At 50.6% G+C, this 20,580-nt stretch carries 22 protein-coding genes and 1 tRNA gene; 14 read left to right on the top strand and 9 right to left on the bottom strand.

Translation table 11 applies throughout. From position 1 onward, the window contains the following. Positions 1-394 precede the first annotated feature (394 nt). Positions 395-482, bottom strand: a tRNA-Ser gene (locus ACO7SM_RS13510). Positions 483-717: 235 nt separating this feature from the next. On the opposite strand from ACO7SM_RS13510, the gene ghrA reads away from it, so the two are divergent. The 4 genes from ghrA (at position 718) to ACO7SM_RS13490 (ending at position 3,642) form a co-directional block, all read left to right on the top strand. Continuing rightward, positions 718-1,656, top strand: a complete 939-nt coding sequence (gene ghrA / locus ACO7SM_RS13505; RefSeq protein ID WP_490467967.1) for a glyoxylate/hydroxypyruvate reductase GhrA — start codon at positions 718-720, stop codon at positions 1,654-1,656. A gap of 86 nt (positions 1,657-1,742) precedes the next feature. Beyond that, entirely contained in the window at positions 1,743-2,480 is a 738-nt protein-coding gene (locus ACO7SM_RS13500) for a phosphatase (RefSeq protein ID WP_490467966.1), read from the top strand. Between the two features lie 23 nt (positions 2,481-2,503). Beyond that, complete coding sequence (locus ACO7SM_RS13495; RefSeq protein ID WP_490467965.1) at positions 2,504-3,058, top strand: TorD/DmsD family molecular chaperone; 555 nt, start codon at positions 2,504-2,506, stop codon at positions 3,056-3,058. 101 nt (positions 3,059-3,159) lie between these two features. Then, entirely contained in the window at positions 3,160-3,642 is a 483-nt protein-coding gene (locus ACO7SM_RS13490; RefSeq protein WP_490467964.1) for a DUF1097 domain-containing protein, read from the top strand. A gap of 57 nt (positions 3,643-3,699) precedes the next feature. Here ACO7SM_RS13490 and csgG read toward each other — a convergent pair whose 3' ends face one another. Genes csgG through csgD form a run of 4 tightly spaced genes read right to left on the bottom strand, consistent with a single transcriptional unit; the run spans position 3,700 to position 6,047 of the window. Then, a complete protein-coding gene (gene csgG / locus ACO7SM_RS13485; RefSeq protein WP_490467963.1) occupies positions 3,700-4,533 on the bottom strand; it encodes a curli production assembly/transport protein CsgG in 834 nt (277 codons plus the stop codon). A 26-nt stretch (positions 4,534-4,559) separates the two neighbouring features. After that, entirely contained in the window at positions 4,560-4,976 is a 417-nt protein-coding gene (gene csgF, locus ACO7SM_RS13480; RefSeq protein WP_490467962.1) for a curli production assembly/transport protein CsgF, read from the bottom strand. Between the two features lie 26 nt (positions 4,977-5,002). Continuing rightward, complete coding sequence (csgE, locus tag ACO7SM_RS13475) at positions 5,003-5,392, bottom strand: curli production assembly/transport protein CsgE (protein ID WP_490467961.1); 390 nt, start codon at positions 5,390-5,392, stop codon at positions 5,003-5,005. A 4-nt stretch (positions 5,393-5,396) separates the two neighbouring features. Then, positions 5,397-6,047: a biofilm master transcriptional regulator CsgD gene (gene csgD, locus ACO7SM_RS13470; RefSeq protein ID WP_192611845.1), complete on the bottom strand. Its 651-nt coding sequence runs from the start codon at positions 6,045-6,047 to the stop codon at positions 5,397-5,399. Positions 6,048-6,808: 761 nt separating this feature from the next. Between csgD and csgB the strand changes: the two genes are divergently transcribed. The 6 genes from csgB (at position 6,809) to ACO7SM_RS13440 (ending at position 10,699) form a co-directional block, all read left to right on the top strand. Further along, positions 6,809-7,264 carry a curli minor subunit CsgB gene (gene csgB, locus ACO7SM_RS13465; RefSeq protein WP_490467960.1) on the top strand — a complete coding sequence of 152 codons (456 nt, stop codon included), beginning with the start codon at positions 6,809-6,811 and terminating at the stop codon, positions 7,262-7,264. Between the two features lie 41 nt (positions 7,265-7,305). Further along, the gene (gene csgA / locus ACO7SM_RS13460) at positions 7,306-7,764 is read left to right on the top strand and encodes a curli major subunit CsgA (protein WP_490467959.1); all 459 of its coding nucleotides are present in this window, start codon (positions 7,306-7,308) and stop codon (positions 7,762-7,764) included. 59 nt (positions 7,765-7,823) lie between these two features. Next, positions 7,824-8,156 (top strand): curli assembly chaperone CsgC, encoded by a 333-nt coding sequence (gene csgC, locus ACO7SM_RS13455; protein ID WP_490467958.1) that lies wholly within the window; start codon positions 7,824-7,826, stop codon positions 8,154-8,156. Positions 8,157-8,349: 193 nt separating this feature from the next. After that, positions 8,350-8,634: a YmdA family protein gene (locus ACO7SM_RS13450; RefSeq protein WP_490467957.1), complete on the top strand. Its 285-nt coding sequence runs from the start codon at positions 8,350-8,352 to the stop codon at positions 8,632-8,634. Between the two features lie 99 nt (positions 8,635-8,733). Beyond that, a complete protein-coding gene (ymdB, locus tag ACO7SM_RS13445) occupies positions 8,734-9,276 on the top strand; it encodes an O-acetyl-ADP-ribose deacetylase (protein ID WP_490467956.1) in 543 nt (180 codons plus the stop codon). Then, on the top strand, positions 9,260-10,699 hold the full coding sequence (locus ACO7SM_RS13440; RefSeq protein ID WP_490467955.1) for a phospholipase D family protein: 1,440 nt from the start codon (positions 9,260-9,262) through the stop codon (positions 10,697-10,699). Before ymdB ends, ACO7SM_RS13440 begins: the two co-directional genes overlap by 17 nt. Before the next feature lie 22 nt (positions 10,700-10,721). Here ACO7SM_RS13440 and mdoC read toward each other — a convergent pair whose 3' ends face one another. Next, positions 10,722-11,882, bottom strand: coding sequence for a glucans biosynthesis protein MdoC (mdoC, locus tag ACO7SM_RS13435; protein WP_490467954.1), 1,161 nt, complete (start codon positions 11,880-11,882; stop codon positions 10,722-10,724). A 272-nt stretch (positions 11,883-12,154) separates the two neighbouring features. Here mdoC and mdoG point away from each other — a divergent pair, with 272 nt between their 5' ends. The 3 genes from mdoG to ACO7SM_RS13420 all read left to right on the top strand — a co-directional run bounded on the left by mdoG (position 12,155) and on the right by ACO7SM_RS13420 (position 16,512). Further along, positions 12,155-13,690: a glucans biosynthesis protein MdoG gene (gene mdoG, locus ACO7SM_RS13430; protein WP_490467953.1), complete on the top strand. Its 1,536-nt coding sequence runs from the start codon at positions 12,155-12,157 to the stop codon at positions 13,688-13,690. After that, the gene (gene mdoH / locus ACO7SM_RS13425) at positions 13,683-16,211 is read left to right on the top strand and encodes a glucans biosynthesis glucosyltransferase MdoH (RefSeq protein ID WP_490467952.1); all 2,529 of its coding nucleotides are present in this window, start codon (positions 13,683-13,685) and stop codon (positions 16,209-16,211) included. Before mdoG ends, mdoH begins: the two co-directional genes overlap by 8 nt. A 61-nt stretch (positions 16,212-16,272) precedes the next feature. Further along, entirely contained in the window at positions 16,273-16,512 is a 240-nt protein-coding gene (locus tag ACO7SM_RS13420; protein ID WP_490467951.1) for a YceK/YidQ family lipoprotein, read from the top strand. Here the strand turns inward: ACO7SM_RS13420 and ACO7SM_RS13415 are convergent, their stop codons facing one another. The 3 genes from ACO7SM_RS13415 to ACO7SM_RS13405 all read right to left on the bottom strand — a co-directional run bounded on the left by ACO7SM_RS13415 (position 16,513) and on the right by ACO7SM_RS13405 (position 19,277). Next, positions 16,513-16,884, bottom strand: a complete 372-nt coding sequence (locus ACO7SM_RS13415) for a MysB family protein (RefSeq protein ID WP_490467950.1) — start codon at positions 16,882-16,884, stop codon at positions 16,513-16,515. 118 nt (positions 16,885-17,002) lie between these two features. Continuing rightward, entirely contained in the window at positions 17,003-18,208 is a 1,206-nt protein-coding gene (mdtG, locus tag ACO7SM_RS13410; protein WP_490467949.1) for a multidrug efflux MFS transporter MdtG, read from the bottom strand. A gap of 148 nt (positions 18,209-18,356) precedes the next feature. Next, the gene (locus ACO7SM_RS13405) at positions 18,357-19,277 is read right to left on the bottom strand and encodes a Kdo(2)-lipid IV(A) acyltransferase (protein ID WP_490467948.1); all 921 of its coding nucleotides are present in this window, start codon (positions 19,275-19,277) and stop codon (positions 18,357-18,359) included. Positions 19,278-19,498: 221 nt separating this feature from the next. Here ACO7SM_RS13405 and trhO point away from each other — a divergent pair, with 221 nt between their 5' ends. Continuing rightward, a complete protein-coding gene (trhO, locus tag ACO7SM_RS13400; RefSeq protein ID WP_490467947.1) occupies positions 19,499-20,551 on the top strand; it encodes an oxygen-dependent tRNA uridine(34) hydroxylase TrhO in 1,053 nt (350 codons plus the stop codon). Positions 20,552-20,580: the final 29 nt, after the last annotated feature.

The raw sequence follows: 20,580 nt of genomic DNA, 5'->3' as shown, positions 1-20,580 counted from the left end.
CAGCCCACTCACTGTGTTCGTGGTCTGTCCAACTGGCTGCGCCAGTTGTCGAACCCCGGTCGGGGCTTCTCATCCCCCCGGCATGTGCAACATGCGAAAAAAAAGCCCGTACTTTCGTACGAGCTCTTTCTCAAATATGGCGGTGAGGGGGGGATTGACTCGCTTTGCTCGCCGTTACTCGGCCCGTCCCTGGGCCTCGCCCCTACGGGGCCAGCGTAACCGCTGTTCAAAATTGCTCCCGGCAATTTTGTGCGGGGCAGCCCACTCACTGTGTTCGTGGTCTGTCCAACTGGCTGCGCCAGTTGTCGAACCCCGGTCGGGGCTTCTCATCCCCCCGGCATGTGCAATATGCGAAAAAAAAGCCCGCACTTTCGTACGAGCTCTTTCTCAAATATGGCGGTGAGGGGGGGATTCGAACCCCCGATACGTTGCCGTATACACACTTTCCAGGCGTGCTCCTTCAGCCACTCGGACACCTCACCATATTGTTGTTCCCGTGTTGCTGGAACGGGCGCTAATGTAAGGAAATACGCCTTTTACGTCAATCACCTTTTCTAAAAAATCGTGCGTTTACACAAACTTCAAGCAACATGAGGCTTAATTAAGCAGAAACTGCTTTTTTTGCCAGCAGGCCTAAATTTGTTATGCTGATGATCCTTATGAAAATGATGATGATAAGTGCGAGTAGATTCCGCATAACAATACGCAGGAGACAGTATGGAGATAATTTTCTATCACCCGACATTCGACACGCCATGGTGGCTGAACGCGCTGGCAAAAGCGATTCCTGGGGCGAACGTTCGCGAATGGAAAGAAGGGGATAACGCCCACGCGGATTATGCGCTGGTATGGCATCCTCCGGTGGAAATGTTGGCAGGTCGAAAGTTAAAAGCCGTATTCGCGCTGGGGGCCGGTGTCGATTCCATTCTGAGTAAGCTGAAAGCACATCCAGAAATGCTGGCGCCGTCCATTCCGTTGTTCCGCCTGGAAGATACGGGAATGGGGTTGCAGATGCAGGAATATGCCGTGAGCCAGGTATTGCACTGGTTCCGTCGTTTTGATGATTATCAGGCGCAGAAGAATGAATCCGTGTGGAGGCCGCTGGCGGAATATTCTCGTGAGGAATTTACTATCGGCATTATGGGGGCGGGCGTGTTAGGCGCGAAAGTCGCCGAAAGTCTACAGGCGTGGGGATTCCCGCTTCGTTGCTGGAGCCGTAGCCGCAAATCCTGGCCTGGTGTGGAAAGTTTTGCGGGTGAAGAGGAACTCGCTGCATTTTTGAGCCAAACCCGGGTGCTGATTAATCTGTTGCCAAATACCGCAGAAACGGTAGGCATTATTGATGGCGGACTGCTGGCGCAGTTGCAGGATGGGGCGTACGTGCTTAACCTGGCGCGTGGTGTTCACGTTAATGAAGACTGTCTGCTGGCGGCGCTGGAGAGTGGTAAACTTAAGGGCGCAATGCTTGATGTGTTCAGTCGTGAACCCTTACCAAAAGAGAGTGCGCTCTGGAAACATCCGCGCGTGGCGATGACGCCGCATATTGCGGCGGTGACGCGACCCGCCGAAGCGGTGAAATATATTTCCCACACCATTTTGCAGCTGGAAAACGGTGAACCCGTGACGGGGCAAGTGGATCGCCAGCGAGGCTACTGATGGAAACCCGGTTAGCGCCGGGTTACGACTAAAAAACGGCGACGATTCCTGCTATCCTTGACGTAAAATGAATACAGGAGGAAGTAATGTATCCCGTTGACCTGCATATGCACACCGTCGCCAGCACCCACGCTTACAGCACTCTGAGTGATTATATCGCGGAAGCCAAACGTAAAGGTATCAAGCTGTTCGCTATTACGGACCATGGCCCGGATATGGCTGATGCCCCGCATCACTGGCATTTTATCAATATGCGTATCTGGCCGCGTCTGGTTGATGGGGTAGGTATTCTGCGTGGCATTGAAGCCAATATTAAAAATATTGAGGGTGAGATTGACTGTACAGGCCCAATGCTCACGTCCCTGGATTTGATCATTGCCGGGTTCCATGAGCCGGTGTTTGCGCCGCACGATAAAGACACCAACACCCAGGCGATGATTGGCACCATGGCCAGTGGTCATGTGCACATTATTAGCCATCCGGGAAATCCCAAATATCCTGTTGATATTACGGCGATCGCACAGGCCGCCGCGAAATATCAGGTCGCACTGGAAATCAACAACTCCTCCTTCTTACATTCGCGTAAAGGCAGTGAAGAGAATTGCCGTGCCGTGGCTGCCGCAGTGCGTGATGCCGGGGGCTGGGTGGCTTTAGGATCTGACTCCCATACGGCGTTCACCTTAGGGGAGTTTGCCGAGTGCCGGAAAATTCTCGACGAGGTGAACTTCCCGGAAGAGCGGGTTCTCAACGTTTCGCCAAAACGGTTGCTGACATTCCTGGAATCGCGTGGTATGGAACCTATCCCGGAATTTGCTGAACTTTAATTGTTAATAACTGGAATACCTAAATGAACGAGTTTTCTATCCTGTGTCGCGTGCTGGGATCGCTGTATTACCGCCAACCACAGGACCCTTTACTGGTTCCGCTGTTTACGCTGATTCGTGAAGGTAAATTGTCAGCCAATTGGCCGCTGGAACAAGATGAGTTGTTGGCCCGGTTACAGAAAAGCTGTGATATGGCGCAACTGGCGGCTGATTATAATGCCTTGTTCGTCGGTGATGAGTGTGCGGTGCCGCCTTATCGTAGTGCATGGGTAGAAGGCGCTGCCGAGTCTGAAGTCCGGGCATTCCTTTCAGCTCGCGGAATGCCTCTGGCAGATACCCCGGCCGATCATATTGGTACGTTGCTGTTGGCGGCATCATGGCTGGAAGATCAGTCCGCTGAAGATGAAAGTGAAGCGCTGGAAACCTTGTTCGTTGAGTATCTGCTCCCCTGGTGCGGAACATTTTTGGGCAAGGTAGAAGCGCATGCAGCGACGCCGTTCTGGCGTACGATGGCGCCGCTGACGCGTGATGCGATCAGCGCAATGTGGGACGAATTGCAGGAAGACGCCGAAGAGTGAATGTGATGTAAATCACCATTTACTGCAAGTCTATTATGTTGCTTGCATAATTTGTGTGCGTGATCGCATTCGGATGCGCTTTTTCTGCTATCATGCGGCCCATGAACATACTTCTCTCCATCGCAATTACAACGGGCATCCTCTCCGGTATCTGGGGATGGGTGGCCGTGTCTCTTGGCTTGCTCAGTTGGGCCGGTTTTCTGGGGTGCACCGCCTATTTTGCGTGCCCTCAGGGCGGTTTGAAAGGGCTGGCGATGTCGGCATGTACGCTATTAAGCGGCATGGTATGGGCACTGGTGATCATTCATGGCAGTGCGCTTGCACCGCATCTTGAGATTGTCGGCTATATCATGACCGGAATTGTCGCGTTTCTGATGTGCATTCAGGCTAAGCAACTGTTGCTCTCCTTTGTTCCGGGAACCTTTATCGGGGCATGTGCGACGTTTGCAGGGCAGGGGGACTGGCGGCTGGTTTTGCCTTCGCTCGCCCTGGGGCTGGTTTTTGGTTACGCGATGAAAAACAGCGGACTCTGGCTGGCTTCCCGCCGGGAGCGAGGCACATCGCAAGCCGTACCCAGCAAGTAAAACAAGCAAATAAAAAAAGCGTGAGGATCTCCTCACGCTTTTTTTTTGCTTTAAGTATCAGGATTCCGGAGGGACTGACAGATGGCGATATTTCACCAGAATGTCGTTCTGACTCTCTGATTTATCCTGCAGATCCCACAAACCGCGATCGATACCGTCATTAATCAGGAAGATAACGCCTGTTTCAATAGCAGACATCAGACATAGCATGACCGGTTCGTTAGAGGTGTAACCAATCTCACCTTCCAGCAAACGTTGATAATCGATGAAGCGGAATACCCCTGCCTGAACTTCATAAGACAGGATGGTCTTGCTGGTGTTTACGGAGGAGAGGATCTCACCGGTACTGACGTTAACCACGCGCAGGTTGACGGCAATTTGATCAAGCTGGTACTGCGTGTCCGCACCAATACCAAAGTACCGGGCGCCCACACCACCTGATTTCACATTACTTTCATAGCCGATGATCGACCCTTCAACCATGATATTTGCCGCAGTCAGAGATTGCAGCGGTATACGGTTGTTGATGGCAACGGTGCCATTTTCTTGCGCTGCGCGAATGATTTTACGTTCGTTCAGCAGGTTTTGCAGTCCCTGACGTTCCAGCGGGACGAACCAACGAGAATCTTTCAGCGCCGTCACCAGCATGGCAGTCGCGCTCTGTGGCACCGCGGTTGAAAAGTTACTTGCCGGATAAGGTTTGAATTGTCCGGTTTCATCCTGGATATTGTAAACCGAGACAAAAATCTTACCTGTCGGCATAGGCAAATGCGTCAAGTCTTTATAACTTTGCGCACGGGGCATTAATGTCGGCTTAGCGGCTTCTTTAGGCGGGGCGGTTAAGCATCCGCTCAGTAAGCATACGGCAACCAAAATCAGTAAGCGCTGCATGATTATTGTCCTTTCGTGGCTGATGCTTAAAAATCGGTTGAATTTGTTTGTAAACCTGACACCTCAATGGTGGAGACTTTACCTGTTTTTCTGTCTGTGACATTCAACTGCAGTTGACCATCGGTATTGGATATATCAATAATGAAATCACTGGTTACCATCCTGCCGGGTTGTCCGGTATTAATATTGGTGAGTAATCCCCCCAGTATTTGTGACTGAATAGCCTGGGTGAAGTTATCTAACGCGGATGGTGTTTCAATCCCAAAGTCGTCATCGAAATCAGGGTCTTTATAGGAGTTCTGCGCCTGGGCGCTGTTTAATAGAAATGCCCCATTATTGGGGTTTCCGCCAAAGTTAGGATTTCGGAACTGGAATGTCATATTGCCAGCCCAACTGAGTGGCGAAATAATCATGAGTATAACTACTGCATGTTTAACACGCATGACAGCCTCCGGACAAAGAATATGTATTAGAATTCATCACGCGCTAAATCACCGGTGCCTAATAGCGTTTGGTCTATTTGCCGGCGATTTAATGCATCCTCAGTTTCTGTTAGTGCGAAGACAACCGTTCGCTCGAAGTCTTGTTTCGTCGGGAATAAAAATGTCTGGAAGATAACGTCCTGGTTTACCGTTATGGTGATCCAACTTCCCCAACGCGCACTAGGTCTTTCATTTATGGTTAAGTTGCCTGTGTATTCACTTTCCCACTTGTCGCTAAAGGCTCGATAAAAATCATGCCCAATAGACGAAACCGTGTGGTCAGTTAACAACCCGGGAATCTCGACTTCAACTGCGTGTAGATTCCCGGCGGCAAGGAATAATTCAGCCGCTACAATCCAGGTCAGATAGCGTTTCATGGCTTTACCGCCTGAGGTTATCGTTTGCCCACGAAACCGCCTGTGTCCGGTTTTTGACTGCTATCTTCTTGAAAAGATTATAAAGGTGCGTCTTGACCGTGTTTTCGCTGATAAACAGCGAACGAGCGATTTCAATATTTGACGCGCCGATACGTAGCTTATTTAGGATCTCTTTTTCGCGGTGTGTAAGAAGTGCCGACTCTGTGCTGTTATAGCGATAGTTTCCTGAATGCGTTATCAGGTAACTGGCCAGTTTCTGCGAAAAGTAGCATTCACCGCGCAAGACCCCTTGCAGTCCGTTTACGACACGCTCTTCATCTTCTGCTGCGTAAAACACGCCATTGATATGAGGCCAGTTTTCGATATCCCTGTACGGATAATCGTCGGGAGTATTCAACAATAATGTTTTTAAATTATTGTTTTTCCGGCTTAAGTTGTCTTGCCAGTAATGGATGAGCTTTTTATCGGCTTCCATCATATCCAGTAAAACAATGCAGCTGGCAGAGATATCATCCAGAGAACGTTGAATATTGTGCAGTTTTCCGGTTAACGCCAGAGATTGCTTTAAGTGTTGCAATAGGGCCGTAGCTTGCAGGGACGGTTTAGTGATCAACAGTAATGTATGACCATGAATACTATGGACTTCATTAAACATGATGCAACCCCACTTTTTTAGTCGCACACCTGACAGCTACCTCTACTAAAATAGAGGCACCAGAAGTACTGACAGATGTTGCACTGCTGTTTGTAGAAATAAATCAGCCCTAATGGGCAAAATATAAAACTAATGGACTACATCTGATTTCAATCTAGTCATTACAAACCTTAAAGCAAGTGTTAAACTTGTAACTAAATGTAAAATTATATATTAATATGTTAATCATAAGGTTTTTTTAAGATTAGATTTGATAAGAAAGTTGTACATTTTGCCGTTATTGCATAGATTTAAAAAATCATACAAATTATATTAACTTATTGATTTTAAATAATTTATGTAATTTTGACTTACGACTTTTTTCATTTTTTATTTTAGAAAAAACGTCCTGGAATCCAGCGATCGTTTTTACGTGCAAAAAAACGCTGCTTGTAACGACTCGCGCTGCCTGGCTTTCTTTTGCGCCCCTGAACCCCATTAAAATGTACAGGGAACGGCATTTTCCTCCTTTGCATAGAAATGCAATGTGTCCTGGCGTTGAAAAATAAAAACGACGGAAATAACAGCGGGATTAGTGGCTAATTAGCACTTTGGTGTGAACCTAAATATCAAAATACCACTCGTGGGTGAGTTATTTAAAATGTTTCCGCAGACATACTCTTCATCGTAACGCGTCGTTAACAAAAAACGCATCGCGTTAACAATAAATTTGATAAGTTTTTTAATTTTTCTTCATGTACGACCAGGTCCAGGGTGACAACATGAAAAACAAATTGTTATTTATGATGTTAACGATACTGGGTGCGCCTGGGATTGCAGCCGCGACAAGTTATGATATGGCAGCGTCAGAATATAACTTTGCGGTAAATGAATTAAGCAAAACTTCATTTAATCAGGCAGCCATTATTGGTCAAGTTGGCACGAATAATAGTGCAAATGTTCGCCAGGACGGCTCAAAACAGTTGTCCGTCGTTTCACAAGAAGGTGGAAATAACCGGGCGAAGGTTGACCAATCAGGAGCTTATAACCTTGCGTATATTGATCAGAAGGGTAACTCTAATGATGCAAGTATATCGCAAGGTTCATATGGTAATACAGCGATGATTATCCAGAAAGGCTCTGGAAATAAAGCAAATATTACTCAATATGGTACGCAAAAAACAGCAGTTGTGGTGCAGAGACAGTCGCAAATGGCTATTCGCGTTATTCAACGTTAATACTATTTGCGACGTTTAAATCAATCCGATGGGGGTTTACCATGAAACTTTTCAAAGTGGCAGCTATTGCAGCAATCGTAGTTTCTGGCAGTGCTCTGGCTGGTGTTGTTCCGCAATTTGGCAGCGGCGGTAATGGTGGTTGGCCTGGACATGGCGACAACGGCCCGAATTCACATTTGAGCATTTACCAGTACGGTGGCGGTAACTCAGCTGTTGCCTTGCAATCTAATGCTAAAAACTCTGATCTGACGATTACTCAGCACGGCGGCGGTAACGGTGCAGATGTTGGTCAGGGTTCTGATGACAGTTCTATCGATCTGCTGCAAAAAGGCCACGGCAACAGCGCGACCCTCGACCAGTGGAACGGCAAAGACTCCACTATGTCTGTTAAACAGTTCGGTGGTGGTAACGGCGCGCTGGTGGATCAGACTGCTTCTGGCTCGGATGTGACCATCAGACAGGTTGGCTTTGGCAACAATGCGACAGCCCATCAGTACTAATACAGAATCTGTATTATAGAAAAACAGGGCGAATGCCCTGTTTTTTTCGGGAGGACATTATGCATACGTTATTACTCCTTGCAGCGCTGACCAACCAAATTACCTTCAACACGACTCAGCAAGGTGAAATATACACCATCATCCCTCAGGTTACGCTGACGCAGCCCTGTATGTGCCAGGTACAAATTGTCTCTATGCGAGAGGGGGTTTCGGGGCAAAGTCGCACACAGCAGAGAAAGACGCTTTCTTTACCCGCGAATCAACCGATTGATTTAACAAAACTGAGTTTAAATATTTCGGCGGGGGACTCCGTTAAAATTGTCGTGACCGTTTCGGACGGACAAACACTGCATTTATCTCAAGAATGGCCGTCCTCTGCGACATCGTCATAATCATTTGATTTATTAATATTAATGATATGGCAGGGGAGCGATTGTTGTTCTATCAATATAAAGAGGCGTCCACACTCCTGGTGTGAACCTCCCTATCAGCGGTAAAGGAAAACACCTAACCCTCAAGGATGAATATTCATTGAGGAGCGTTATCATGTTTTCACATTGGCCCAGGCATTTTCTGATGACGAGCATGACAGCTCTTATTCTGTTCTCCACCCCGACAATGGCTAAGCAAGTAGTACAAGGCGGTATTATTCATTTTCGCGGCGAAATCGTTGAGCCGCCTTGTGATATTTCCGCCAGGCAGCAGCAGGTTTTCCTCTCTTGCGCGCATAATGGCGCGATGCAAACCAACCAGTTTGCCCTCCAGCAGGTGTCGACAGTACCTCAACAGATTCAGCAGATTGCCAACGTGAAAATGCATTATCTTAATGCGCAAAAAAATATGGCGATTGTGAGTATTGAGTACAGATAGGCCGCTAAAACGGTAACAACGCAAACTGCCATTAAAAAGCGCGATTTCATTGAAACCCCTGCTGTACACTTAGAAGATAGACTCAGGTTAGGGGGATTTATGAAATCGCGTGTTCATGTTCTACAGGGTGACATTACGCAGGTGGCTGTCGATGTGATAGTGAATGCCGCAAACTCTTCATTACTGGGGGGCGGGGGCGTTGATGGCGCAATTCATCGTGCCGCAGGGCCGGCACTGCTCGAGGCGTGCAAAAAAGTAAGGCAGCAGATGGGCGAGTGCCCTGCGGGTCATGCGGTTATCACCCTGGCGGGCGATCTCCCCGCTAAAGCTGTGATCCACGCAGTGGGCCCGGTCTGGCAGGGGGGAGAGCACCGTGAAGCAGAGCTGCTGGAAGATGCATATATGAATAGCCTGCAACTGGCGCTGGCCAACGGTTACAACTCCATTGCTTTTCCTGCCATCAGTACCGGTGCGTATGGGTATCCGCGTGCCGCGGCTGCCGAGATTGCCGTGAAAACGGTGTCGAAATTTCTTATCCGTCGCGCCTTGCCCGATCAGGTGTACTTCGTTTGTTATGATGAAGAAAATGCTCACCTGTACTCACGCTTGCTGACTCAACAGGGTGATGAGGAAACCTTCTGAGATGACGCGACTTGAACGAGCGGTCGCGCCTCTTTGTTCAAGCCATCCGGGTGAGTGCGGAATTCTTGCGCTGAGTGATGGCCTGGATGCCTTTGCCGCCCGTTACCGGCTCACTGAAATGGCAGAACGCACCCTGGATGTGCAGTATTACATTTGGGAAAACGACATGTCCGGGCGTTTGCTGTTTTCCGTGTTGTTGGCAGCGGCAAAGCGGGGCGTCCACGTTCGCCTGCTGTTAGATGATAACAACACCCCTGGCCTTGACGATACGCTCCAGTTGCTGGACAACCATCCTAATATTGAAGTCCGCCTGTTTAATCCGTTTTCGTTTCGCACGCTGCGTGTGCTGGGATATTTAACCGATTTCGCGCGGCTGAACCGTCGTATGCACAACAAAAGCTATACGGCGGATGGGGTCATCACGCTGGTCGGCGGGCGAAACATTGGTGATGCCTATTTCGGCGCAGGGGAGGAACCGCTGTTTTCCGACCTTGACGTGATGGCCGTTGGCCCGGTGGTGAAAGAGGTGGCCGATGACTTTGAACGCTATTGGCATTGCGGATCGGTTTCTACCCTGCAAGAGGTGCTGGAACTGCCCGAACGCGAACACCCTCACCACATCGATTTTCCTGAATCCTGGTATAACGACGATATGACTCGCCGTTACTTAAATAAGCTGGAAACCAGCCAGTTTATGTCGCACCTGGATGGCGGTTCGCTGCCGTTGATTTGGGCGAAAACCCGGCTTCTTAGCGACGATCCTTCAAAAGGCGAAGGAAAAGCCCAGCGTCATTCGCTGCTGCCGCAACGATTGTTTGATGTGATGGGCTCTCCGTCAAAGCGTATCGATATTATCTCAGCCTATTTTGTCCCGACCCGCGCCGGTGTTATTCAGCTCCTGCAACTGGTCAGAAAAGGTGTAAAGATAGCGATTCTGACCAATTCTCTGGCGGCGAATGATGTGGCGGTCGTCCATGCGGGGTATGCGCGCTGGCGCAAAAAATTACTTCGCTACGGAATTGAGTTATATGAACTGAAACCGACCAACACGCGTGACACAGCGCTTCACGATCGTGGGTTAACGGGAAATTCTGGCTCCAGCCTGCATGCCAAAACCTTCAGTATTGATGGCAATAAAGTGTTCATCGGCTCGCTTAATTTTGATCCCCGCTCGACGTTGCTGAATACTGAAATGGGATTTGTAATAGAAAGCGAAACCCTGGCGTCGCTGATTCATGAGCGTTTTATACAACGGCAGCGCGATTCCGCCTGGCAACTGCGTCTGGATAAATGGGGGCGCGTCAATTGGGTCGATCGCCAGCAGAGCGAAGAAGTGGTACTAAAAAAAGAACCCGCCACAGGATTCTGGAAGCGGGTTCAGGTGCGACTGGCGTCGTTATTGCCGATTGAATGGCTGCTTTAAACGACATCCCACATCGCGGGAATTAGTTGGCCACCGCATCGTTTTTATCACGTTTAACCGGTGGTTTGCCTGAAAACAAAAATTTCAACAACGGTATCCGTAAATGGATTTCATACAGAATTAACGCAATACCAATAACAAAAATCAGACCGCATAAAAAGCCGACCAGGTTAGATGAAATGTGCGGGGTGATATAGGCCCCGAAAAACAAGGTTAAGGGGTGATGCACCAGGTAGATAAAGAGCGACGCATTAACAAAATAGGTGACGCGAGCCGATTGAAAATTCAGTAAACGGTGCCCCAGAGAAAAGACCACATTCACCATCCACAGCCCCATCACCATGGTAATGACATACTCCGTTTCATACATCCAGGCATCGCCGTTGCCGTAGTGCTGGTTCAGCAGATAGGCCGCAAAAGCAAGGCCTGCGGCGATGGTGCATCCACGCGAAGGCGTCGTGAAGAGCGCTTTCAACTGCGGCGAGATAAACGCCAGCGCGCCCAGCATGAAAAAGGGAACGTAAAACAACGTTTGCATGACGATGAAATTGAACAGACCGTCACTGAGTATGGGCGGATAAAAGATAAGAAGAGTGCGTCTGACGACCGCGTAACCCACACCGAGTAAGAAAAAGATGAAGGTCAGTTTCGGCATGGAAATAGTGGTCATCCAGGTGTTTTCAGCGGTGTTCACACGTTTTTTAATTTGGGTAAATACCCACATGCTCAGCGTCGTTAATACCACCAGTACCAGCAAAAACCAGAGATGAGAAATTAATTCCCAGGCCAGCGCATTATATTTATCGTAAGCCGAGAGGGTGTGCCAGCTATCCGCCTTTCCTTTGACATATTGCAGCATAATAAATTGCGGCAATGTGAGTAGCGGAATAGCGGTCAACATGGGAATTCCCACGCGTTCTACACGCACTTTCCACCAGCGTTTTAAGGGATAACGCAGGAATAACATGTACGAAAAATAACCCGAAATAACAAAAAAGACCTGCATACGAAACGCATGAACAAAGTCATTAAACAGCGTAAGCCACCACGACGGCTCCGCACTGTTCACATGCCATGTATGACCTGAATATATCAGTGAGATATGAAAGGGGATCCCCAACAACATCAGCCAGGCGCGGATGGAGTCAAGAAAGTATTCACGTTGCTGGGGTACTGGATTCATAGATGGACACGCATTCTCAGACTTTTCGTCTTATCCCGAAGACAAATTGGGGTTACATTCGAAGGCAACCCTACACCAAGTCCAACAACCTGTCTCCAGGATAAGCACTGAAAATGAAAATGGGCGTATGAACCTGCTTAATCCATGAGCCAGCGCGCTGAACGATGGCTCGATTCAGTTGTCGGAATGCCTGATTATCCATTAAAATGGATCGGATCGATATAAGCACACAAAGGGGGAAGTGCTTACTTATTATGAAACATAAACTACAAATGATGAAAATGCGTTGGTTGAGTGCGGCCGTCATGTTAACGCTGTACACCTCGTCGAGCTGGGCGTTCAGCATTGATGATGTGGCGAAGCAAGCTCAATCCTTAGCCGGTAAAGGCTATGAGGCGCCGAAAAGTAACTTGCCCTCCGTTTTCCGCGACATGAAATATGCGGATTATCAGCAGATCCAGTTTAATCACGACAAAGCCTACTGGAGCAATCTCAAAACCCCATTCAAGCTCGAGTTCTACCACCAGGGTATGTACTTCGACACGCCGGTCAAGATCAACGAAGTGACCGCGACTGCGGTAAAACGAATTAAATATAGCCCAGATTATTTTAATTTTGGCGATGTGCAGCATGACAAAGACACCGTAAAAGATCTCGGATTTGCCGGGTTCAAAGTGCTGTACCCGATCAACAGCAAAGATAAAAACGATGAAATCGTCAGCATGCTCGGCGCCAGCTATTTTCGTGTGATTGGTGCAGGTCAGGTTTATGGTCTGTCCGCCCGTGGTCTGGCGATCGATACCGCTCTGCCGTCTGGTGAAGAGTTTCCCCGCTTCCGCGAATTCTGGATCGAACGACCCAAACAGACGGACAAACGTCTGACTATTTATGCATTGCTGGACTCTCCGCGTGCGACCGGGGCTTATCGTTTTGTGATAATGCCTGGGCGTGACACCGTGGTGGACGTGCAGTCGAAAGTCTATCTGCGCGACAAAGTCGGCAAGCTGGGCGTTGCGCCATTAACCAGTATGTTCTTGTTTGGGCCCAACCAGCCGTCGCCGGCAACGAACTATCGTCCGGAACTTCACGACTCTAACGGTTTGTCCATTCACGCCGCTAATGGCGAGTGGATTTGGCGTCCGTTGAATAACCCGAAACATCTCGCGGTGAGCAGCTTTGCGATGGAAAATCCGCAAGGGTTTGGCCTGTTGCAGCGTGGCCGCCAGTTCTCTCGTTTTGAAGATTTAAACGACCGCTACGACCTGCGTCCAAGCGCCTGGATCACGCCGAAAGGTGATTGGGGCAAAGGGAAAATCGAACTGGTTGAAATTCCAACCAATGACGAAACCAATGACAACATCGTGGCTTACTGGACGCCGGATCAATTGCCAGAAGCTGGCAAAGAGATGAACTTCAAGTACACCCTGACGTTCAGCCGTGACGAAGACAAACTTCACGCGCCGGATAACGCCTGGGTGCAGCAGACTCGTCGTTCAACCGGGGATGTGAAGCAATCTAACCTGATTCGACAGCCTGACGGCACCATCGCATTTGTCGTGGACTTCGCCGGTACGGACATGAAAAAACTGCCGCAGGATACCCCGGTAACGGCACAAACCAGTATTGGCGATAACGGTGAAATCGTTGACAGCAGCGTGCGCTACAATCCAGTTACCAAAGGATGGCGTTTAATTCTGCGCGTGAAAGTGAAAGATGCGAAGCAACCTACTGAAATGCGTGCTGCATTGGTCAATGTCGATCAGCCGCTGAGCGAAACCTGGAGCTACCAGTTACCTGCCAATGAATAACACTACTGAGTATATTGACGCGCTGCCGCTTTCCGATATTGAGAAAGCGGCGTTGCCGAAAACTGATATCCGCGCCGTACACGAGGCGCTGGATGCTGAGCATCGTACTTACCCCCGAGAAGACGATTCGCCGCAGGGATCGGTTAAAGCGCGCCTGGAGCAGGCCTGGCCGGAGTCGCTGGCTGAAGGGCAACTGATTAAGGATGATGAAGGACGCGAGCAGCTACAGGCAATGCCGAAAGCGACGCGTTCCTCAATGTTTCCCGATCCCTGGCGCACCAACCCCGTGGGACGTTTCTGGGATCGTTTGCGCGGACGCGACGTTACCCCGCGCTATCTTTCCCGTCTGACGAAAGAAGAGCAGGAAAGTGAACAAAAGTGGCGTACCGTCGGCACCATCCGTCGCTACACGCTTTTATTGCTGACCCTGGCGCAAACGGTGGTTGCCACCTGGTATATGAAGACCATTCTTCCTTATCAGGGCTGGGCGTTTATCAACCCTTCCGACATGATCGGGCAAGATCTGCTGGTTTCCTTTATGCAGTTGCTGCCGTACATCCTGCAAACCGGGATCCTGATCCTGTTTGCCGTGTTGTTCTGCTGGGTCTCTGCGGGATTCTGGACAGCGCTGATGGGGTTCCTGCAACTGCTCATCGGTCGTGACAAATACAGTATTTCGGCGTCAACGGTAGGGGACGAACCCCTTAACCCTGAGCACCGTACTGCGTTGATCATGCCTATCTGCAACGAAGACGTTGACCGTGTATTCGCAGGTCTGCGCGCCACGTGGGAGTCGGTTAAAGCAACCGGCAATGCGGAACATTTCGATGTCTACATTCTGAGCGATAGCTACAACCCTGACATCTGCGTGGCAGAGCAAAAAGCGTGGATGGAACTGATTGCAGAAGTGCAGGGCGAGGGGCAGATCTTCTACCGTCGTCGTCGTCGTCGTGTTAAGCGTAAAAGCGGAAACATCGATGATTTCTGCCGTCGCTGGGGCAACCAGTACAGCTATATGGTGGTGCTGGATGCTGACTCGGTAATGACCGGTGAGTGTCTGACCGGACTGGTGCGTTTGATGGAAGCGAACCCGAATGCCGGGATTATCCAGTCTTCGCCGAAAGCCTCCGGGATGGATACCCTGTATGCGCGCTGCCAGCAGTTTGCGACCCGTGTTTATGGGCCGTTGTTTACTGCCGGGCTGCACTTCTGGCAGTTGGGCGAGTCGCATTACTGGGGTCATAACGCCATTATCCGCGTGAAACCGTTTATTGAACATTGCGCACTGGCACCGCTGCCGGGTGAAGGTTCGTTTGCGGGTTCTATCCTCTCTCACGACTTCGTGGAAGCGGCGCTGATGCGTCGTGCAGGGTGGGGCGTCTGGATTGCCTACGACCTGCCGGGATCTTATGAAGAACTCCCGCCAAACCTGCTGGATGAACTCAAGCGGGACCGTCGCTGGTGTCATGGTAACTTGATGAACTTCCGCCTGTTTTTGGTGAAAGGGATGCATCCGGTTCACCGTGCGGTGTTCCTGACCGGGGTGATGTCTTATCTGTCTGCGCCGCTGTGGTTTATGTTCCTTGCGCTCTCAACCGCATTGCAGGTGGTACACGCCTTGACGGAGCCGCAATACTTCCTGCAGCCGCGTCAGTTGTTCCCGGTCTGGCCGCAGTGGCGTCCTGAACTGGCCATCGCCCTGTTTGCCTCCACCATGGTGCTGTTGTTCCTGCCTAAACTGCTGAGTATTTTGCTCATCTGGTGTAAAGGAACAAAAGAGTACGGCGGCTTTATTCGCGTGACGCTGTCGCTGTTGCTGGAGGTGTTATTCTCCGTGCTGCTGGCGCCTGTGCGTATGCTGTTCCATACGGTGTTCGTGGTGAGTGCGTTCCTCGGCTGGGAAGTGGTCTGGAACTCGCCGCAGCGTGATGACGATTCCACCCCGTGGGGCGAAGCCTTTATGCGTCATGGTTCTCAGCTACTGCTGGGCCTGGTGTGGGCTGTCGGCATGGCCTGGCTGGATTTACGTTTTCTGTTCTGGCTGGCACCGATTGTCTTCTCGCTGATCCTGTCACCGTTTGTTTCGGTTATCTCCAGCCGTTCAACGGTGGGTCTGCGAACGAAGCGCTGGAAGCTGTTCCTGATCCCGGAAGAGTACTCACCGCCGCAGGTGCTGGTGGATACTGATAAGTATCTGTCGATGAACCGCAGCCGTTCGCTGGACGATGGTTTCATGCATGCCGTGTTTAACCCGTCATTCAATGCGCTGGCGATGGCGATGGCAACGGCGCGTCACCGTGCGAGCCAGGTGCTGGAGATTGCGCGTGACCGTCATGTGGAACAGGCGCTGAACGAAACGCCTGAGAAACTGAATCGCGACCGCCGTCTGGTGCTGTTGAGTGACCCGGTGACAATGGCGCGTTTACACTACCGCGTCTGGAATTCACCTGAGCGATATTCGTCATGGGTGAATTACTATCAGGGAATTACCCTGAACCCGCAGGCGCTCAGGAAGAAGTAAACGAAGCGAGATAAAAATACCGGCCTGGTGCCGGTATTTTTTTGGACTCAATAAACGATTGATGAGGTATCCGGTGCGAACACTGGCCGTTGGCATCATGGTGCTGTTACTCAGCGGTTGCGGCAGCATTATCAGCAGAACCATTCCCGGTCAGGGGCATGGCAACCAATACTATCCCGGTGTGCAGTGGGATGTTCGGGATTCGGCATGGCGATACGTCACCATTCTCGATCTGCCCTTTTCCCTGGTGTTTGATACGCTGTTGCTGCCGCTGGATATCCACCACGGCGCTTATGAGTAACTAGCGCTCATCCCATTCATCGGCGGCGGTTTGCCCCTCTTCGGTATCAAGTGGCGGTTCAAGCTGGAATTCACCTTCATCCCATTCATGAAGGGTGTTTTCCTCCTGCCACTCCTGTCGAATCTCAATCTCATCATAATCGCCGTCAAAGACACTTTGTGCCGCGTCGCCGCTTAACATGGGCAGACATTCACCTTCTTCACCTTCGTCGGCAAAAAATTCGACCTGCCACATGATGTCGCCATCCTGCAGTATGTATTTTTGCACGTTGAGCTGTTGAACATTCGCTTCATCTTGCTCGAGTCCGGTATCTGCCAGAAATTCTTCACGGGCTGCGTCGATGGCTTCTTCGAGCGTGGCATACATGGTCATCAGTGTCTCCCTTTGATTTGACGAGGTATTCAGGGAAATAATAGCTGATTCTTTGGTTTTGCAAGTATGAATGCGCAAAAATCATTCAGATGTCTGAGATGCGGCATGTTCCTGACACTTACCGGCGTCGTTGCAGGCAGTTCCAGGAATAGAGGGCGTTGAACAGCACCACGCCAGCGGTAACGCAAAATACGGCGCGGAAACCGTAATTTGCTGAGATTGCGGCGCCCATCAGCGGGCCGGTGACATTGCCGATATCGCGAAATGACTGGTTGTAACTGAAGATCCGACCCGCCACCTGGTTCGTTGAGTTATACACCAGCAGCGTCTGGACGGCAGGAAGCAGGGCGCCATCCGCAGCGCCCAGTAAAAAGCGCAGGATCCCGAGTTGCCAGGGGGTTTGTACAAAGGACATTGGGATCAACAGTAACACCGAAAAAACCAGCGCAACGATCAGGATTTTCTCCGGCCCAATTCGGTCGCCAAGTTTACCGAGTCGGGGGGCGCTGAGTAAGGCTGCGACGCCAGGGACTGAAGCAATCATGCCGCTAATAAACGCAATATTGCTGACATTGCCCGCTAACTCACGCACATACAGCGTGAGGATCGGCGCAATAGAGCCGGTGGCAACCTGAATAATCAGGGTGGTGACGAACAGACTCAGCACTAATCGTGGGTTCTTAAGTGAGGCGACGACCTCGCGAAGACGGAGCATCTCTTTTTTACTGACCGGCTGAAAATGTTCGCGAATAAAAAAGAGCGTCAGTAAAAAACAGCAAAACAACACACTGGCGGTCATGAAAAAAACGGGACGTAGACCGTAATGATCCGCCAGCAATCCGCCCGCCAGCGGGCCGAGTAATGCACCGCTGACGCCCCCGGTAGAGAGCGTACCGAGTGCCCAGCCGCTTTTATTGCGGGGAACTTGCGTGGCGATCAGCGCGTTAGCGTTAGGGATAAAGCCACCCAGCAGACCCAACAACGCCCGCAGGACGAGAAACTGCCAGATATTCTGCGCCAGCCCCATAAACACCATCACGACGGCCATCCCCAACGCGGAACGCAGCAGCATGATTTTACGACCTTTACGATCCGCCAGTCCGCCCCAGAAGGGGGAGGCAATGGCGGAAAACAAAAAGGTGATGCTGAACACCAGACCTGACCACATGTTGAGGGCGCTGTGGCCCGTCACGCCGAGTTGTTCGACGTAAAGCGGTAAGAATGGCATCACCAGACTAAATGCTGCCCCGGTTAAAAAACAACCAAGCCAGGCGACGGTGAGATTGCGTTTCCAGTTAATGGGAACATCATCTGAGGGTGACATAGCTTTCCGCAGTGCGAGGCGCGGTGGCGCGTTGATGAATAAAAGTGAGCACGCTAATTATGCGCCTGCATTATGGGCGCTGCAATGGATGGGCGCTTTTAAAGCTAAAAGGCGAGATGTGCAGCCCATGAAGGGCTGCATGTGCCGTTTAATAGCGGGAGGGGACGCCTTCGGGGCGCGTCTTGAAGCGACGATGCAGCCACATATACTGCTCGGGTGCCATCATGATGCACTTCTCAACCACGTTATTCATCCAGGCCGCGGTGGTTTCGGCATTGTCCAGAGGCGGAGAACACTCTGGCGGTAACATAATCAGTTGATACCCTTTGCCGTCAGGTTTACGGCGCGGAACAAAAGGCACCAGACAGGCATTCGACATACGAGAGAGCATCCAGGTTCCGGACGTGGTAGCGGCTTGTTCTACCGCAAAAAAGGGAACAAATACGCTGGATCGCGGGCCGTAGTCATGATCCGGTGCATACCAGACGACTTCCCCTTTTTTCAGCGCTTTGACCATGCCTTTCAGGTCTTTACGGTCAAGCATGGATTTATTGGAGCGCAGACGACCCCAGGTTTGCAGCCAGTCCAGCAGCGGATTGTCGTTGGGGCGATAGACGCCGATACCCGGCTCCTGTAGGCCAAACATACGGGCCCCGATCTCCAGGGTCAGAAAATGCATGCCAACCAGCAAAATCCCGCGCTTTTGCGCCTGAACGTCGCGAATATGTTCCATGCCGATCACTTCAGTCCAGCGGGATATTCGACGATCTGACCAAAACCAGGCCATGCCGGTTTCCATCAATCCCATACCCACGGACTCAAAATTTTTGACCACCATCTGGTGGCGCTCTTGCTCACTCATTTGCGGAAAGCAGAGTTCCAGATTGCGGTACGCCACCCTGGTGCGTTGCTTCATAAATCGTAGCGCCAGATGACCTAATCCGCCGCCCAGTTTGTGGATAATCGGGTAGGGCAGTTGTACAACCAACCAAAGAACGCCTACGCCCAGCCAGGTTAACCAATAACGTGGATGGAGTAATGCGGCGGAGAATTTGGGTAAATTCGTCATGTCTATCCTGTCTATAAACGAACAATTCCCTGTATTGTTGCATTTTTTCGCGCGTAGCAAAAATTTGCGGCTATAGGATGGTGATAAAAACGGCAATTGTTGGTGGTTTTTTAAATGCGAAGCATGAAATGTAGCGCAAAATGTGTGGATGTAAATTGGTGAGGTTTGCTTTATGATGCCGCCCGATTTTCATTTTTTATTAATCGCAGGATACGTACACCATGCCAGTGTTACACAACCGCATATCGAATGATGCGCTCAGAGCCAGGATGCTGGCTGAAACAGAACCGCGTACCACGATCTCCTTCTACAAATATTTCACTATTGCACAACCGCAAAGTACGCGTGATGCGATGTACCAGATGTTCACCGCGTTGAATGTCTTTGGGCGCGTTTATTTGGCTCATGAAGGAATTAACGCGCAAATCAGCGTTCCGCAAAGTCATGTGGAAGCCTTCCGTGAACAACTTTACGCGTTTGACCCCGCACTTGCCGGTCTGCGCCTGAACATTGCGCTGGATGATGACGGTAAATCATTCTGGGTACTGCGTATGAAGGTGCGCGACCGGATTGTGGCCGACGGCATTGAGGATGAAAGCTTTGATGCCAGCGACGTGGGAGACTATTTGAAGGCGGCTGAAGTGAACGCCATGCTGGACGATCCCGACGCGGTGTTCATCGATATGCGTAACCACTACGAATACGAAGTGGGTCATTTTGAGAATGCGCTGGAAATCCCCGCAGACACGTTCCGCGAGCAGTTACCGAAAGCGGTCGAGATGATGCAGGAACACAAAGACAAAAAAATTGTGATGTACTGCACCGGTGGCATTCGCTGTGAAAAAGCCAGCGCCTGGATGAAACATAACGGTTTTAGCAAGGTCTGGCATATTGAAGGCGGCATTATTGAATATGCGCGCCGGGCGCGTGAACAGGGGCTTCCGGTTCGCTTTATCGGGAAGAATTTTGTTTTTGATGAGCGTATGGGAGAGCGAATCTCCGAAAAGGTGATTGCCCATTGCCACCAGTGCGGCGTGCTGTGCGACAGTCATACCAATTGCCGCAACGATGGCTGCCACCTGCTGTTTATTCAGTGTCCTGCCTGCGCTGAGAAATATCAGGGCTGTTGTAGCGATCTCTGTTGTGAAGAGAGTGCGTTACCGGAAGAAGAGCAGCGTCGTCGGCGTGCAGGCCGTGAAAACGGCAATAAAATCTTCAATAAATCACGCGGTCGCCTGAATACCAAACTGGGCATCCCGGATCCGGCAGAATAACGTTTAGCCGGTCTGGGATACATGGCGTG

The organism is Citrobacter sp. LJND-P06 (genome assembly GCF_058188415.1).
This window is presented reverse-complemented; position numbering and strand designations above follow the sequence as displayed.

What these genes read in the sequence shown, in the direction of transcription:
- ymdB (WP_490467956.1), top strand. Translation starts at nt 8,734, where the DNA reads ATGAAATCGCGTGTTCATGTTCTACAGGGTGACATTACGCAGGTGGCT.
- csgF (WP_490467962.1), bottom strand. Translation starts at nt 4,976, where the DNA reads ATGCGTGTTAAACATGCAGTAGTTATACTCATGATTATTTCGCCACTC.
- trhO (WP_490467947.1), top strand. Translation starts at nt 19,499, where the DNA reads ATGCCAGTGTTACACAACCGCATATCGAATGATGCGCTCAGAGCCAGG.
- ACO7SM_RS13495 (WP_490467965.1), top strand. Translation starts at nt 2,504, where the DNA reads ATGAACGAGTTTTCTATCCTGTGTCGCGTGCTGGGATCGCTGTATTAC.
- mdoH (WP_490467952.1), top strand. Translation starts at nt 13,683, where the DNA reads ATGAATAACACTACTGAGTATATTGACGCGCTGCCGCTTTCCGATATT.
- ACO7SM_RS13440 (WP_490467955.1), top strand. Translation starts at nt 9,260, where the DNA reads ATGAGGAAACCTTCTGAGATGACGCGACTTGAACGAGCGGTCGCGCCT.
- ACO7SM_RS13405 (WP_490467948.1), bottom strand. Translation starts at nt 19,277, where the DNA reads ATGACGAATTTACCCAAATTCTCCGCCGCATTACTCCATCCACGTTAT.
- ACO7SM_RS13450 (WP_490467957.1), top strand. Translation starts at nt 8,350, where the DNA reads ATGACAGCTCTTATTCTGTTCTCCACCCCGACAATGGCTAAGCAAGTA.
- csgB (WP_490467960.1), top strand. Translation starts at nt 6,809, where the DNA reads ATGAAAAACAAATTGTTATTTATGATGTTAACGATACTGGGTGCGCCT.
- ACO7SM_RS13415 (WP_490467950.1), bottom strand. Translation starts at nt 16,884, where the DNA reads ATGACCATGTATGCCACGCTCGAAGAAGCCATCGACGCAGCCCGTGAA.
- mdtG (WP_490467949.1), bottom strand. Translation starts at nt 18,208, where the DNA reads ATGTCACCCTCAGATGATGTTCCCATTAACTGGAAACGCAATCTCACC.
- mdoC (WP_490467954.1), bottom strand. Translation starts at nt 11,882, where the DNA reads ATGAATCCAGTACCCCAGCAACGTGAATACTTTCTTGACTCCATCCGC.
- csgD (WP_192611845.1), bottom strand. Translation starts at nt 6,047, where the DNA reads ATGTTTAATGAAGTCCATAGTATTCATGGTCATACATTACTGTTGATC.
- ACO7SM_RS13490 (WP_490467964.1), top strand. Translation starts at nt 3,160, where the DNA reads ATGAACATACTTCTCTCCATCGCAATTACAACGGGCATCCTCTCCGGT.
- ACO7SM_RS13420 (WP_490467951.1), top strand. Translation starts at nt 16,273, where the DNA reads ATGAGGTATCCGGTGCGAACACTGGCCGTTGGCATCATGGTGCTGTTA.
- ghrA (WP_490467967.1), top strand. Translation starts at nt 718, where the DNA reads ATGGAGATAATTTTCTATCACCCGACATTCGACACGCCATGGTGGCTG.
- csgA (WP_490467959.1), top strand. Translation starts at nt 7,306, where the DNA reads ATGAAACTTTTCAAAGTGGCAGCTATTGCAGCAATCGTAGTTTCTGGC.
- csgE (WP_490467961.1), bottom strand. Translation starts at nt 5,392, where the DNA reads ATGAAACGCTATCTGACCTGGATTGTAGCGGCTGAATTATTCCTTGCC.
- mdoG (WP_490467953.1), top strand. Translation starts at nt 12,155, where the DNA reads ATGATGAAAATGCGTTGGTTGAGTGCGGCCGTCATGTTAACGCTGTAC.
- csgC (WP_490467958.1), top strand. Translation starts at nt 7,824, where the DNA reads ATGCATACGTTATTACTCCTTGCAGCGCTGACCAACCAAATTACCTTC.
- csgG (WP_490467963.1), bottom strand. Translation starts at nt 4,533, where the DNA reads ATGCAGCGCTTACTGATTTTGGTTGCCGTATGCTTACTGAGCGGATGC.
- ACO7SM_RS13500 (WP_490467966.1), top strand. Translation starts at nt 1,743, where the DNA reads ATGTATCCCGTTGACCTGCATATGCACACCGTCGCCAGCACCCACGCT.